We start from the raw sequence: 13,569 nt of genomic DNA, 5'->3' as shown, positions 1-13,569 counted from the left end.
GAAAGCGAGAGGGCTAAAGACCGGCGGTCCGAAGACCATTCCGGTTCCGGATTTAGAAGGAAGCTCTCTCATGGCCTCGCGTTTACCACGTTAGCAGCGATGTGGGTCAGTCCGACAGGAGTTTCCCAAGTTCTGCCACCGTGGTGACGGTTCCGGTCTCGTCCTGCGTCAACCCGATGCGGATCACCGCAGCGTCCATTGTGGATCCCTTGCGCGCGAACAGATCCCGCACCCTCGCCACGGTGAAGTACTTGCGCCGCAACGCCGCCGCAGCGATCAGCTTCACGACGTCGCGGTTCTCCTCCACCCGGTTGCCCCACGACGTGCCGCGCAGGTAGAGATGCAGCCACGTGCCGAACCAGGAGTCACCCTCCCGTTCGAACATCACCGGAAGCGCGACCTTTCCCTTGCCGCGCATGGAAGAGCGCGCGCGAACCGTGCTCGGCTCGAACGGCTTGCCCATCTGGTCGAGGTCGCGACTCATGAACCCGAACATCGACTCGGCGACGTCGTCGAACCCCTCCCCCGAGTAGATGTTCACCTGCGGCACGACGTACTTCGCCCTCATCGCGTCGCGGTGCAGGTCGATGAACTCCGTCGCGCCGTCCGAGGCATCGGTGAGGTCACCCGAGTAGTAGGCGCCGGCCTGCTTGAGGTTCGTCCACGAAACCTGACCCTGGTACTCGAAGTTCTCGTTGAGCAGCACCGCGGACAGGTCGTAGTCGGTCCGCTTGGCCTGCTGCCGCCAGTGCACGAAGAACCGCAGCACGTCGCCGCCGAACCAGAGCTTCGACCCGCGCGGAAGCACACCGAAGCCTTCCTCCGTACCGGAAACCGGCACCACGACGTCGAGCACCTCGTCGTCCACGATCAGCTCGGAGTACTCCGGCAGCCTGCGGATCAGCTCGTTCTCGACCACCTTGACGATCGCCTCGACGGCCTTCGGCTCGAGCGGCTCACGGTCGTCGTCAGCAATCCACACCCTGCGCGCACGACTGGCGAAGACGCGCGCGGTGTCCGGCGTCGTGCGGTTCGACAGGTGCTCCAGCACCGAGATGAGGACCCTGCTCGACACCTCGGGCACGGCAGCTTCAACGTGCTCCGCGAGGTTTTCCGCGCCGTGCCGGAGAAGCCTGTCGAGCTGTCGCAGCAACATGCCCGGCGCCTTGGCCAAAATGCCGATCGCGCGCTCGACGTCGTTCTCCACGAACGCCAGCTCGACCTGCCCGGCGAACGACCGCGCGACCTTCTCCCCGCGCGCCACCGCGAACACGTCCTGCGCCCGCTCGAACGGGTACTCGTGCGGGTGCAACCGCTCGCCAAGGCGCTTCCACGCCTCACGGTTGACATTGACGTCACCGAACTTGCTCTCCGCCACCTCGTTCAACGCGCCGAGCAACGCCCTGCGCTCCGGCCGGCGAAACGACCGAAACCGCGTCGGCTCCTTGAGCGTGACGTCTCCCCCGGATGCCTCCGCCGCGAGGCGCAGCACGTCGGTGACGGTGTCAATGCCCCGGAGTGGCCGTTGCGCGACGAGCCGCGCCGTGTTGAGAATCGCGCGATTCTCCCGAACGGGAACAACTACTTCGGCGTCGACGCAGAGCACCGCCAACTCGCCGAGCAACACCCTGTCGTTCTCCGCCAACGGAATCGGGCTGGTGGCGAGTTCCTCGAAGAGGCGCCGCACCTCTTCCTCGAGCGTGCCTCCGAGGTGCACGACCGTGATGCGGTCCTTCAGCGAAGGAATCAGCTCGTCGTGCGCCCGCAGCATCTCCTCGTAGGAGTGCTGGACCCGGCCGTACTTCGGCAGGTCGAGCAGGTTGTTCGTCGGCTCGATGCCTTGCTCGAGCGCGTCCCGCAGGCACTCCCACCAGAACGCGAGGGTGTCCGGCACGTTGTGCGGGAACTCCTTGAAGTACGGGTTGTGCTGCCCTCGCGCGCCGATGAGCTCCTTGACCGCGCGCACTGTTTCGGCGGCGAAGTCCTCGGCCTCGGCAAGCCCGCCGACGTGCTCCAGCAGGTCGCGCGACGCCTTGAAGCCCGAGCTGATCAGCGCGGCGTCCAACTGCCTCGCGACCGCGGCACCGTCACCCGGCGCACCGTCCGAGGCCGGCACGCGCAGGGTCTTCTTGATGATGGTCGTCCGCACCAGGTCAGTAAAACCCGCACGTCAACCGAGTTCCAGCACCAACTTCTCGTAGTCCGCGCGGTCGAACCGGAACGGCCCGAGCTCGTCGTACACCCGGCCACCACGATGTGGCCGTCGGAAGCTGTCCCAGACGATCGTGGTGCCGTCGGCCGTGATGCGCGCGACCAGCGGCCCGCAGCTCGCGATGCCGCAGTCGCAACCGAGCACCAGCTTCGCCTTGCCCGGCCGGAACGGCTCGGCGTCGAGGTCTTCCCTACGCACACCGCTGAACGACGGGTCGTCGTGCAGTTCGAGCCATTCGGTGAGCGGGACGCCGTCGATGAGCGGCACGATCACGTCCTCGTGCACGACGTCGTGCGGTTCGAAGGTAAGGCCGAACTCGTTCACGCGTGGCAGCGTAATTCCACCCGTTTGGGCACGCTGTTGTTTTTCCTCCATCGCCTAACGTCGATTCTCATGAACGGCGATCCGTCCACTCCATACAGCCGTGACCTGGGCGATGAGTTGCGTCAGGTGCGCGAGCGCTTCACGACCTTCCGCGCCCGCCGGATCGCCCGAATGCTCGGGTGGGACCCCGGCAAGGTGTCCAACATCGAGCACGGCAAGGTGCGGGCGAGCGAGATCGACATCATCCAGTACCTGGGGCGGTGCGGACGTCCCCAGAACTTCATCGAGGACTTCCTGAACCGCTACCGATCCGCTTTCAACCCCTACTTCGTGCAGGTGCCCGACAACCTGCGCACGATGTCGATGGCCGAGTCGTCGGCGGACAAGATCACCAGCTACGACCTGACGTCCATACCCGGCCTTGTGCAGTCGGAGGAGTACGCAGCCGCGCTGTTCGAGGCACGCTTGGCCGCTCCGGACGTGATCGAGAGGAATGTCCGCTTCCGCACAGAGCGGCAGGCGATCCTCCGACGGCACAACCGCCCGCAGTGCACCTTCTACATCCACGAGCACGCGCTGAGGTTCAAGGTCGGCAGCGACGAGATCATGGAGGACCAGCTCATGCGACTGCTCTTCCACACGCACGTCATCCGGATCGTGCCCGCGGCGATCGGCATGTCAGGAGTCTTCGCGGCCAACTACGTGCTGTGGGAGTGGGAGAAGCGCGGCAGCACGGCCTACACGGAGTCGGATCTCGCGCAGGTGTTCGTGCAGGATCTGGCCGGGATCAAGCACTGCAAGCTGATCTTCGCGCACCTGGATGCGCTCGCACTCGATGAGGAACAATCGCGGTCGATGGTGGCGGATCTCGCCAGCAGATCGCGGGAGGACCTCAGTGGCCGGAAACTGCACCTGGCGTAAGAGCAGCTACAGCGGTGGCACCGACGGGAGCAACTGCGTCGAGGTGGCGTTCGCCCAGGCTGTGCGCGTGCGTGACTCCAAGAACACCGCAGGCCCCGAGCTCGGGTTCAGCGCCGGAGCCTGGCAGGTGTTCGTGGGGGCGTTCGATCGCTAAAGGAGGCCTGGTGTGGCTTCGCTGGGCGACGTAGGTGACGCGCTGCGGCGCGTACTGCACACGATCGACCAGTCGATAACGGCGCACCACGAAGCTTCTGAACTCGCCGAACACGCGCTAGAGCTTCTCCGCGCTGTCGGCTCTGGCAGCAGCCAGGCTGACGTGGAACAGGCCTGCTCGTGGTTCACCCGCGTGATCGAGGGAATCAGCGAGCCGGAAGGTCAGGTGTCCACACTCGCGACCATCGCCGACGAAATCCGCTCTTACCTCCACCGTCACGGCCTCGCGCAAGAAGTCTCCCCGCCGCAGCCTTCTCAGAGCACCGCTGAGCAGGTCGAAGCTCTGCGCCGTCAACTGCCACCTCCAGTACAGGCAGGTAGCGGACAGAAGACGCACGGGCGATGGTTCACGCCCGGCAGCGTGGAGCCGCGCTCGATCGTGAGCGGCGAGGACGCCGAGTCTGCGGAGGTCTGGCGCGTCCTGCAAGAAACACGGTTCCCGGAAAAGGGTCCGCCACTCACCATCACCCACGTGGAGACCAAGCTCGCTGTGCGAATGAGGCGTGAGAACGTCCGGCACGCAAGCGTGGTCATCAACTACACGCCATGCCGCATGAAAGTGGGGTTGTGACAACCTGCTGCCGGTACTTCTGCCTGAGGGATGCACGCTGACCGTGTACGGGCCGAATTACCGGAAGACGTTCACAGGGGGAAGCGCCCGCCGTGGCAACGCTAGAGATCTGGTACGACCAGAAGCCGGACAACGACTACGGCCCCGGCGACCCCGCCATCATCGTGACCACACACGAGGAGCTGACGGCGTTCATCGACCGCGTGAGCGAGCGGTCTGGTGCGCAACCGTGCCCATCGGTGGTCGAAGTGTCCATCGCGGAAGACCCGTACGGCTTCCCCACCATCAACGCGGGCATCGGTTCTGACCGTGGATACGTCCGCGTCAGCGGCGCAGACGAGCTTCGTGCGACACCAGGCTCCCCGGACGCGACCGGGGAGCGTGTCTACGATTTTCAAGGCCATGAGACGTTGGTGGCCGCGAGCTGCGAAGTTCCGCTGGCAACCGTCCGGGTGGTGCTGGCGGCCTACCTCGATCACGGCGGCCTGATCCCCGCGGACTTCCCACACCTGGCGCCCGTCAGCTGAGGCCGTCGGGCAGCGGCAGGTCGAGCGCCGCGAGGAACCGCCGAGTCTTGACCTCGACGAACACCTCCCCGTCGTCGATCTCGTCGACGTCCTCCGACTCGTCCCACTCGAACCCGTTCGGATCCTCGTCCTCGGCGAGGAACGCCAGGAGCTCCGCCTGCTTGGCCGGAACGTCACCGGAGTTCGACAGCGCCCACCACGCGGCCAGTCCCGCGGCCTCGCGCAGGACGTCGGTCGGATCGGACGCTTTCGGGTTCTCGAAGTAGGTGCGCGGCGTCAGGCCCAGGTAGGCGACGCCGGCGCCGGGTCCGGCGGGGGCGTAGACGACCGAGGTGATGTCGCTGTCGTGGATGTCGATCCACAGGAACGGCTCCGCGAGGGGCGGCAGCTCGCCCTCGGACAGCGTCTTCCAGGAACCGTGCTCGTAGGCGTAAGTGCCGAAGAATCCCACTACTGCTCCTGGTCCGCGTGCGGCGACTCGATCGCCTGAATTATGGAAGACGCCTCGGCTCGCGCCGCTGCGGCTTCCTCAGTCGCCATCTGCCTGTCCGCGGGATGCGAGAGAACGGCAGACAGAGACTCCAGCGCTACCGCCATGTTGATCCGCCACTCCGCGTACTGCCGCGTGGTGGACGGGCCCTGTGGACGGCGGGCGCGGACCGCGCGCATCTCGTTCAACGCCGACTTCAGTTCGGCGGGGATCGCCATGTGGCTTCTTCCGGAAAGCGAAAGGGGCACCCCTGGCCGGGGTGCCCCTCAAACCAGAAACTCAGTAGCGGTAGTGGTCCGCCTTGAACGGGCCCTCGACGTCCACGTCGATGTACTCGGCCTGGTCCTTGGTGAGCTTGGTGAGCTCGCCGCCGAGCGCCTCGAGGTGGATGCGGGCGACCTTCTCGTCCAGCACCTTGGGCAGGCGGTAGACCTCGTTGTCGTACTCCTTGAACTTGGTGAACAGCTCGATCTGAGCGATCACCTGGTTCGAGAAGGAGTTCGACATGACGAACGACGGGTGGCCGGTGGCGTTGCCGAGGTTCATCAGGCGGCCCTCGGACAGCACGATGATCGTGCGGCCCGTCGGGAAGATCCACTCGTCGACCTGCGGCTTGATGTTGTTCTTGCGGATGCCGGGGTAGCGCTGCAGGCCGGCCATGTCGAGCTCGTTGTCGAAGTGGCCGACGTTGCCCAGGATCGCCTGGTGCTTCATCTGCGACATGTGCTCGACGGTGACGACGTCCTTGTTGCCGGTCGTTGTGATCACGATGTCCGCGATCGGCAGGACCGTCTCCAGGCGCGCGACCTGGTAGCCGTCCATCGCGGCCTGCAGGGCGCAGATCGGGTCGATCTCGGTGACGATGACGCGGGCGCCCTGGCCGCGAAGGGACTCGGCCGAGCCCTTGCCGACGTCGCCGTAGCCGCAGACGACCGCGACCTTGCCGCCCATGAGGACGTCGGTGCCGCGGTTGATGCCGTCGATCAGCGAGTGGCGGATGCCGTAGCGGTTGTCGAACTTCGACTTGGTGACGGCGTCGTTGACGTTGATGGCCGGGAAGAGCAGGTCACCGGCGGCGGCCAGCTGGTACAGGCGCATGACGCCCGTAGTGGTCTCCTCGGTGACGCCGCGGATGCCCTCGGCGATGTTGGTCCACTTCTTGCCGTCCGCGGCGAGGGAGTTGCGCAGCGTCTCGAGGACGATCTGCCACTCTTCCGGGTCGTCTGCTTCAGCCGACGGGACGACACCGGCCGCCTCGTACTGAACGCCCTTGTGGACGAGCAGGGTGGCGTCGCCACCGTCGTCCAGGATCATGTTCGGGCCCTTGCCGTCGGGCCAGGTGAGCATCTGCTCGGCGGTCCACCAGTACTCCGGCAGGGTCTCGCCCTTCCAGGCGAAGCAGGCGACGCCCTTGGGCTCCTCCTCCGTGCCGTGGGGGCCCACGACGACGGCGGCCGCCGCGTGGTCCTGCGTCGAGAAGATGTTGCAGGAGGCCCAGCGCACCTCGGCGCCCAGGTCAACCAGGGTCTCGATGAGGACAGCCGTCTGGATCGTCATGTGCAGCGAGCCGGAGATGCGGGCGCCCTTGAGCGGGTACACCCCGGAGTACTCGCGGCGGAACGCCATGAGGCCGGGCATCTCGTGCTCGGCCAGACGGATCTCCTTGCGGCCGAACTCGTGGAGCGACAGGTCGGCCACTGCGAAGTCAATGCCGTTGCGGGTCTGCAACCGTTCCGCGGTCATTGCGAAGTCCTCCAAGGCACTTCAGAGAGGGTGTCGTCCGACCATACCGCCCGCTGATGCACCACTATGTCCCCCACGTTGGGTGAGGGAGGTCTCGGGTGTTGATTGCCGGCCCGGACACACGTGTCGTCGAGCTGCGCGTGCACGGCGTTCAAGGAACGACGCCGGAGACGCTCGTCGACGCCGTTGCGGCCGTGGACGTTGCGGGAGACGGGCTCGGGCGCATCGTGCGCCCCGCCGACAGACTCCGCAGGCCCGCGCCCGGACCGGTGCTGCAGACCGAGGGACGTCCGATTCCTCGCGTGGTGGAGGGGTACCTGTGGGGTGGAATGACGTCCGGAGGTGTGGCCAAGGCCACTTGGGCGCTGCTCTTCCCATTCAGCATCGCGAACGTCGCGCACTGGATGCTCCCTCCCGTCCCCGAACGGAATCTGCCCGCCCACCTGCTCGGCATCGGTCTGCGGTCGTTGTTGCGGGTGTTCGCCCTGCTGCTGACGGCATTGCTGGTCGCGCAGATCTCCGTGGTCAGCCTGGACCTGCTCGCCGCCCAGTGTCTCCGGCCGGGTACTGCGTGTTTGACCAGCATTCCGACCGATGTGCGCACGTTTCCCTGGTTCCGGACCTTCCTGGGGCTGCTGCCGATCATCGTGGTGATCGCGGTGATCCGGCGCGTCTCGCACGTCGAGTGGCGGATCGAGCGCAAGGCGATCGCCGACGCCGAGGAGCAGGAGAAACAGCCCTCGTCCGGACTGCCCGGCGCCCACGTCGCGACCGACCCGGACACGCCGGCGTTGCGGTCGCTGCACGTCGTGGCGGCGCTCGCGGTGACGGCGCTGATCGCCCTGGGCGGCCCGTTGAAGCAGCTCACGGCCACCGGCGGCATGGGCGTGGCGATCACGGTGGCCTGGATCGTGTCGCTCGTGCTCATCGGCGTGTCCGTGCTCGGTGTGCTGCTGCTGGACGACCCCACGGGCGGTGCGCCTCATCGCGGCGGACGGTGGCTGCGCGCGGCGTTGGGTCGTAAGCCGCGGCGGATGCTGCTGTTGTTCTCGGTGCTACTGATCCTGACGACATTGGGCTTGCAGGAACAACTGCCGTTGCGGGTGCCCGGCGCGGACGTGACCGTGCAGGTCGTGGCGTTGCTGATGGCGTTCGTGCTGGTGCTGTTCGGGCTGCTGCTGATCCCTGCCGCCCTGCTCGCGCGGGGCACCTGGAAGTCGTTGCCGCGCGAACTGCGGCCGTGGGCGGGCGGCTGGTTCTCCGCGCCGGTGCTGGCGATCGGCGGGCTGCTCGGCGGTGGTTTCGGTGCCGGAGTGGCGTTGCCGGTGCGCAAGGCTCTGGGCGACGGGCTGAGGCTGCCGATCGGCTACGAGTACATCACCCTGTTGTGGGGTGTGGCGGGCGCGTTGGCGCTGTTGAGCATGTTCGCGGTGGTGTCGTTCACCGGCGCCGTGCGGTGGCGGGCGTTCCGCAAGGGCAAGCTGTGGGCGCGCGAGGCGTCGTTGCTGCACTCCGGCCGGATGCGTGACCTGCGCACCGCGACGCGCGCGTGGTGGTGGGCTCGATGGGAACGCAACCACGGCCATCACATGATCCTGATCATCGCGTCCGTGCTGGTGGTCGGCGCCGCGCTGGCTTCCGTGCTGCGCGTGCAGAACGTCCCGCTGGGGCCGTGGACGGTGTTCTCGGCTTTCGGCGTGTTCGTGCTCGGCCTGCTCGCCGTGTCGCTGCTGCGCGCCGTCTATCTGGCGGCGCGGCAACCGGAGTCCGGACGGCGGCTCGGGATCATCGCGGACATCGCGCAGTTCTGGCCGCGCGAAGCACACCCGATCGTGCCGCCCTGCTACGCGCTGAAGGTCGTGCCGGAGCTCGTCGCCCGCGTGCAGGACCACCTGCGCGACCCCGGCACCCGCGTCGTCCTCTGTGGACACTCCCAGGGGTCCCTGCTGGTCGCCGTCGCCGCCGCCCGGTTGCTGGAGGACCTGCCCGCGCACGACCGCGAACGGATCGGGCTGCTGACGGCCGGTTCGCAGCTGCAGTGGGCCTATCCGCGGGCGTTTCCCGCCGTGGTGCCGCACGCGTCGCTGGCCCGGCTGGCCGGCGGGCTGGACGGGCGCTGGCGCGCGCTGTGCCGGGGCACGGACCCGTTGGGCGGCGCGGTGACGACGTGGCGGCGGCAGGTGTTCGACGGCATGCTGCTCGGCGTCGGCTACCGGGAGGACGGCTCGGAGGGCGCGCTGGCACCGGCGTTGCGCGGGCCCACAGGGGCGTTGGTGCTGGGCGGCGACCACTGGCTGCCGGATCCGCAGCGGGGTCCGTTCCCCGGACGGCGGTGGCGCTCCGGGGTGTCTGCGCACTCGGACTACACGTCGGATCCGGAATGGGACCGGGCGGTGGCGATCGCGGCCGGGCTGTTGCAGGTCGACGCGCCGGAGTCGCCTTCGCTGCCGTTCGCGCGCAAGCCGGAAACTCGGTCGCGGGACGCGCTGGGCGGCTCTTAGGCTCCGGATCATGCACGTCCACAAGGTGACGAAGTACAACCCGGATCACTTCGGCAATCGCGGGTACTTCGGGCCTTTGGACAGCATGAGTGATCACGGACAGGTGGAAGCCGCCTACCTCGCGGCCGTCGAGGCGTTCGCCCGAGGACAGCGGCGTGACGGAGCTGACGATCCGCGAGCCCGGCGTCGGAGGAGGCGGGCTGGAGCCGGCCGTCGAGGGGTACGGGCTGATCGGGCTGTTCCCGCCCGACCTGACCGGCTACCACGACGGTGCGCGGATTCCGCTCGCCACCGGGGTCGCGCTGGTCAGGGCCATGTTGCGGGACAACGGAGCCTGGTGCCGGCTGGAGGTGGACGAGAGGTTCTTCGTCCACATCGGCTACGACCAGTACATGTACATCGGCAGCTCCGAGCCGTGCGATGACGCTGTTGCTCGGGTACGCGACCTTGGCCTGTTCCCCGTGATGGTCCCTCGCTCGCCGTGGGGCTTCCACGGCGTGGAACTGGAGGTCCCGCGCCCGGCCGACGACGCGTTCTGGGCGGAGGTGTCCGAGCTCGTGACCGCCTGCGGCACCGTGCTCCTGCAGGAACGGGCCTTCATCGGCCGCTCGCGCTGGCATCGTCTGCGGGCCTCCGACATCCCGGCCGTCCGCAGCGGGATCGCGCCGCGGGCGGCACTCACGGTCTGGCCGGAGCTGAACGAGGACGTCGTCGGGGAGCTTCGAACACTGGACGACAGGGACGTCGCCCTGCTCGTCTGGGAGGACCGGGACGGCGTGATCACCAGCCGCACCGCCGACGGCGAAGAGCGCCCCATGATCGCCGTCGAACTGACACAGGCGCGCGGCGCGATGGTGCTGACCCTCCACGAAGAAGACGAAGATCCTCCGCTGGCCGAAGCGGTACTTCCCGATGACGACGGTGTCGTTCGAGTGCGTTGGAGCGTGTGAACATGCTTGCTGGAGACCTGGTCCGGCTGCGGCCCGTCGAGCCGGAGGACGCCGACGCGTTCCACCGCTGGCACAACGACGAGGAAGTCATGCGGTGGCTGCAGAGCTACTACCACTCGTCGCTGGCGTCGGCACGCAAACGCTTCGCGGACCGTCAGGAGAACTCGTACGAGAAGGTCACCTTCTGCATCGAGACGCTGAAGGACGGCAAGCTCATCGGCGTCGTCGTGCTGCGGGACGCGGACCCGGTCAACGCGCGGGCCGAGGTCGACATCTACATCGGCGAGAAGGACCACTGGGGTGGCGGCTACGGCACGGATGCCCTGCGCACGGCGTGCCGGTACGGGTTCGACACCATGCGGCTGCACTCGATCGAGCTCGGTGTGGTGGAGGCGAACGCCCGCGCGATCCGGTCCTACGAGAAGGTCGGTTTCCAGGTCGACGGGCGGTACCGGCAGGCGTTCTTCCGCGACGGTGAATGGCACGACTGCCTGCTGATGTGCGTTCTCAAGGACGAGCTCAAGTGAGCGCAGGCGCGAGGTGACCGATCGCCTCGCGCAGGTGGTCTTCGACTGAGGTCGTCGGCACCACGACGAGTCCGGACGGGCGCACGTCCACCCACCGTTGCACCGCGAGGCGTGCGGCGGCGGACACCGCGGCCGCCAGAACCTCGGCGCCGACGGAGTCCTTGCCCAGCCGCTCGGCGATCACGGAGGCGATCGGCGGTTCCATGGACGCCACCGAGTCGAGGTAGGCCTCGCGCAACGCCGGTGTCGAGGTGATCAGCGCGAGGGCCTCGGTCGGCGGTTCGCGGTACTGCTCGGCGAACGCGGCGATGATCGACTCGACCAGAGGTTCGGAGGAAGGCCGCGAGCGCAGTGCGTCGGCGACCTGGAGTGCGCGCGAGGCCGTGATGCCGGCGACGATCGCGTGCTCGCGGCTGGCGAAGTAGTTGTTGTAGGTGCGCGGCGAGACGTTCGCCGCCTCGGCGATCTCGTCGACCCGCACGTCCTCCACGCCCTTCTCCAGGGCGAGGCGCAGTGCGGCGGCCGACAACGCCGCTCGGGTCTCGGTCTTCTTGCGCTCGCGCAGTCCCACGCCGATCACTGTAGAGACCGGTTGCAACACGATCACTACCGATTGACTTTCGATAGATCACTGCCGATACTCGATGCATGATTTCTGAACGTTGGGCGGTGATAGCGCTGCGGGTGTTCCTCGTGGCGTTGTTCGGGATCCTCGTCGTCCTGGAGACGTTGTCGATCCCCGGCTCGTACGCGTACATGGCGCAGCAGAACCCCGAAGAGGCCTACCTGAGGTGGCCTTCGACGATCGTGTCGGTGTTCTGGGTCGTGTGCGTGCAGGTGGTCATCGTCGCCACCTGGAAGCTGCTCACGTTGGTGCGCAAGGACCTGATCTTCACCGAGGCCGCGATCAAGTGGGTCAACGTGATGGTGTGGGCGATCGCGGCCGGGTGGGTCGTGCTCGTGGCGGTGTTCATCTGGGTCGGCTTCAACGCCGACGACCCCGGCGTGCTGGTGTTGTTCTTCCTGTTCACGTCGGCGGTGTCCGTGATCGGACTCGTGCTGGTCGTCATGCGAGCGCTGCTGCAACGCGCCACGACGCTGCGCGCCGACATGGAAGCGGTGATCTGATGGCCATCGTCGTGCGCATCGACGTCGAGCTGGCCAAGCGCAAGATGAGCGTCGGCGAGTTCGCGGAGAAGGTCGGGCTGACGCCTGCCAACGTCGCGGTGCTGAAGAACGGGCGCGCGAAAGCCGTGCGGTTCAGCACTCTGGAGGCCATGTGCCGGGTGCTGGAATGCCAGCCGGGCGATCTCCTCGAGTTCGTGGACGACGAGGAGTCCGCTTAGCCCAGCCGCTTCGCCAGTCGGTCGGCGGCCTCCAGCCGCCCCGACTCGGCGAGCAGTCCGACCGGCGCCAGCACGTAGTCGCGGTCGACGGTGATCTCGGCGGTCCGCAGCACGGGCCGCAGCACCGGGTCGCCGCGCAGTGCCTCGATGATCGGCGAGATGTCTTCCGTGTGCCGGAAAACGCCACCGGAGAGCACCAGCAGACCCGCGCCGTGCGGCCCGAGCTGACCGTCGACCTGCCTGAGATGCCTGCGCACAGCCAGAATCGCCGCGAACGACGCCAGCTTCACGTCGACGGCCGGGTCTTCCGCGAGCCAGTCGACGTTCTCGGCACGGTACTGCGCCTCCGCGGTCAGATCCTCGGTCGTCAGGCGTTCGGCGAGAGCTTCCTTGACCACGCCCGGCGCGGACCAGCGCATGCCGAGATCGCCTTCGACGGTGCGGCGGTCCGGCGGCAGCGCGACCGTCCTTTCCAGACCCTCGCTGTCCACGGTCGACACCGCCGAGTAGACGTCCGTGGTCGCGCCGCCGACGTCCACCACGAGCACGGCGCCTTCGCGGTCCTGTGCCGCGAGCCGGGAAACGCCTGCCAGCACGGCATCCGGCGTCACGGCCCGCACGAGCTGACGGAACCTCGGGCCGCGCGACAGTCCCTTGCCGCCGATCACGTGCTGGAGGAACGCCTCGCGGATCGCTCGACGGGCCGGTTCCGGGGCGAGCCGGCCGACGTCGGGCAGCACGTTCGGGCAGGCCACCACGGTGCGCTTCGCCAGCAGCTCCAACGCTTCCGGCTGCGCCTCGACGTTGCCCGCCAGCACGATCGGCACGGCCACACGGGCGAGCTTCGCGGCGTTGTGCAGCAGGACCGACCGGTCCCCGCCGTCCGTGCCGCCGACCAGCAGGATCAGGTCCGGGGTCGTGGCACGGAGTGCCTTCACGTCGACCGGGCCCGCGCTGACGTGCACGATCTTGGCGCCTGCGGAGAGAGCGACCCGATAGCCCGCCTCGGCGCTCACGACACGTTCCTGGCCGACGACCGCGAGCCGCAACCCGCCGCCGGCCGACGAGCACGCGAGGATCTCGCCGTCACCGACCTCGGAGCGCAGCACGTCGATGCCGCGCAGCACTTCCGGCGGCGTGGTCGGGTGCTGCCCGGTCCGGACCAGCTCGCCCTCGGGGGTGAGGAGCGCGGCCTTGGTCCAGGTGGAACCGACGTCGAGACACAGGATCACGGGGTTAGCTTG

At 67.7% G+C, this 13,569-nt stretch carries 16 protein-coding genes; 9 read left to right on the top strand and 7 right to left on the bottom strand.

The features are described from left to right. Positions 1-106: 106 nt before the first annotated feature. Together BM417_RS12405 and BM417_RS12400 are read right to left on the bottom strand one after the other, a co-directional pair. Positions 107-2,149 carry a TerD family protein gene (locus BM417_RS12405; RefSeq protein ID WP_093591931.1) on the bottom strand — a complete coding sequence of 681 codons (2,043 nt, stop codon included), beginning with the start codon at positions 2,147-2,149 and terminating at the stop codon, positions 107-109. A gap of 21 nt (positions 2,150-2,170) precedes the next feature. Then, a complete protein-coding gene (locus BM417_RS12400) occupies positions 2,171-2,536 on the bottom strand; it encodes a hypothetical protein (RefSeq protein WP_093591928.1) in 366 nt (121 codons plus the stop codon). 69 nt (positions 2,537-2,605) lie between these two features. Here BM417_RS12400 and BM417_RS12395 point away from each other — a divergent pair, with 69 nt between their 5' ends. The 4 genes from BM417_RS12395 to BM417_RS12380 all read left to right on the top strand — a co-directional run bounded on the left by BM417_RS12395 (position 2,606) and on the right by BM417_RS12380 (position 4,768). Continuing rightward, entirely contained in the window at positions 2,606-3,457 is an 852-nt protein-coding gene (locus tag BM417_RS12395; protein WP_093591925.1) for a helix-turn-helix domain-containing protein, read from the top strand. Next, positions 3,432-3,611, top strand: a complete 180-nt coding sequence (locus BM417_RS12390; protein ID WP_245821878.1) for a DUF397 domain-containing protein — start codon at positions 3,432-3,434, stop codon at positions 3,609-3,611. The genes BM417_RS12395 and BM417_RS12390 overlap by 26 nt, the downstream gene beginning before the upstream one ends. A gap of 12 nt (positions 3,612-3,623) precedes the next feature. Continuing rightward, a complete protein-coding gene (locus BM417_RS12385; RefSeq protein ID WP_093591919.1) occupies positions 3,624-4,241 on the top strand; it encodes a DddA-like double-stranded DNA deaminase toxin in 618 nt (205 codons plus the stop codon). A gap of 92 nt (positions 4,242-4,333) precedes the next feature. Then, positions 4,334-4,768: an Imm1 family immunity protein gene (locus tag BM417_RS12380; protein WP_245821877.1), complete on the top strand. Its 435-nt coding sequence runs from the start codon at positions 4,334-4,336 to the stop codon at positions 4,766-4,768. Here the strand turns inward: BM417_RS12380 and BM417_RS12375 are convergent. The 3 genes from BM417_RS12375 to ahcY all read right to left on the bottom strand — a co-directional run bounded on the left by BM417_RS12375 (position 4,761) and on the right by ahcY (position 7,001). After that, positions 4,761-5,219 (bottom strand): hypothetical protein, encoded by a 459-nt coding sequence (locus BM417_RS12375; RefSeq protein ID WP_093591916.1) that lies wholly within the window; start codon positions 5,217-5,219, stop codon positions 4,761-4,763. The two genes, BM417_RS12380 and BM417_RS12375, sit on opposite strands and share 8 nt — an antisense overlap. Continuing rightward, a complete protein-coding gene (locus BM417_RS12370; protein ID WP_093591913.1) occupies positions 5,219-5,476 on the bottom strand; it encodes a hypothetical protein in 258 nt (85 codons plus the stop codon). The genes BM417_RS12375 and BM417_RS12370 overlap by 1 nt, the downstream gene beginning before the upstream one ends. Positions 5,477-5,537: 61 nt before the next feature. Continuing rightward, positions 5,538-7,001, bottom strand: a complete 1,464-nt coding sequence (gene ahcY, locus BM417_RS12365; protein ID WP_093591910.1) for an adenosylhomocysteinase — start codon at positions 6,999-7,001, stop codon at positions 5,538-5,540. A 98-nt stretch (positions 7,002-7,099) separates the two neighbouring features. Between ahcY and BM417_RS12360 the strand changes: the two genes are divergently transcribed. From BM417_RS12360 to BM417_RS12350, 3 genes are all read left to right on the top strand, one after another. After that, positions 7,100-9,502, top strand: coding sequence for a hypothetical protein (locus BM417_RS12360; protein WP_093591908.1), 2,403 nt, complete (start codon positions 7,100-7,102; stop codon positions 9,500-9,502). 155 nt (positions 9,503-9,657) lie between these two features. After that, a complete protein-coding gene (locus tag BM417_RS12355) occupies positions 9,658-10,452 on the top strand; it encodes an RNA-binding protein (protein WP_218164453.1) in 795 nt (264 codons plus the stop codon). Positions 10,453-10,454: 2 nt separating this feature from the next. Beyond that, complete coding sequence (locus tag BM417_RS12350; protein WP_093593611.1) at positions 10,455-10,979, top strand: GNAT family N-acetyltransferase; 525 nt, start codon at positions 10,455-10,457, stop codon at positions 10,977-10,979. On the opposite strand, the gene BM417_RS12345 is transcribed toward BM417_RS12350, so the two are convergent. Then, positions 10,972-11,550: a TetR/AcrR family transcriptional regulator gene (locus BM417_RS12345; protein ID WP_245821876.1), complete on the bottom strand. Its 579-nt coding sequence runs from the start codon at positions 11,548-11,550 to the stop codon at positions 10,972-10,974. The genes BM417_RS12350 and BM417_RS12345 overlap by 8 nt on opposite strands. A 77-nt stretch (positions 11,551-11,627) precedes the next feature. Between BM417_RS12345 and BM417_RS12340 the strand changes: the two genes are divergently transcribed. Together BM417_RS12340 and BM417_RS12335 are read left to right on the top strand one after the other, a co-directional pair. Next, positions 11,628-12,107, top strand: a complete 480-nt coding sequence (locus BM417_RS12340; protein WP_093591902.1) for a DUF2975 domain-containing protein — start codon at positions 11,628-11,630, stop codon at positions 12,105-12,107. Continuing rightward, on the top strand, positions 12,107-12,325 hold the full coding sequence (locus BM417_RS12335) for a helix-turn-helix domain-containing protein (RefSeq protein ID WP_030476549.1): 219 nt from the start codon (positions 12,107-12,109) through the stop codon (positions 12,323-12,325). The genes BM417_RS12340 and BM417_RS12335 overlap by 1 nt, the downstream gene beginning before the upstream one ends. Here the strand turns inward: BM417_RS12335 and BM417_RS12330 are convergent. Beyond that, positions 12,322-13,557: a glutamate mutase L gene (locus BM417_RS12330; protein WP_093591899.1), complete on the bottom strand. Its 1,236-nt coding sequence runs from the start codon at positions 13,555-13,557 to the stop codon at positions 12,322-12,324. The genes BM417_RS12335 and BM417_RS12330 overlap by 4 nt on opposite strands. Between the last annotated feature and the right edge of the window lie 12 nt (positions 13,558-13,569).

The sequence above is a fragment of the Lentzea waywayandensis genome (genome assembly GCF_900115955.1).
GTDB lineage: Bacteria > Actinomycetota > Actinomycetes > Mycobacteriales > Pseudonocardiaceae > Lentzea > Lentzea waywayandensis.
Note: the sequence above shows the minus strand (reverse complement) of the source record. Positions and strands in the feature narration are given on the sequence as shown.

Coding starts and splice junctions, on each gene's coding strand:
- ahcY (WP_093591910.1), bottom strand. CDS start 7,001: ATGACCGCGGAACGGTTGCAGACCCGCAACGGCATTGACTTCGCAGTG.
- BM417_RS12395 (WP_093591925.1), top strand. CDS start 2,606: ATGAACGGCGATCCGTCCACTCCATACAGCCGTGACCTGGGCGATGAG.
- BM417_RS12350 (WP_093593611.1), top strand. CDS start 10,455: ATGCTTGCTGGAGACCTGGTCCGGCTGCGGCCCGTCGAGCCGGAGGAC.
- BM417_RS12335 (WP_030476549.1), top strand. CDS start 12,107: ATGGCCATCGTCGTGCGCATCGACGTCGAGCTGGCCAAGCGCAAGATG.
- BM417_RS12340 (WP_093591902.1), top strand. CDS start 11,628: ATGATTTCTGAACGTTGGGCGGTGATAGCGCTGCGGGTGTTCCTCGTG.
- BM417_RS12370 (WP_093591913.1), bottom strand. CDS start 5,476: ATGGCGATCCCCGCCGAACTGAAGTCGGCGTTGAACGAGATGCGCGCG.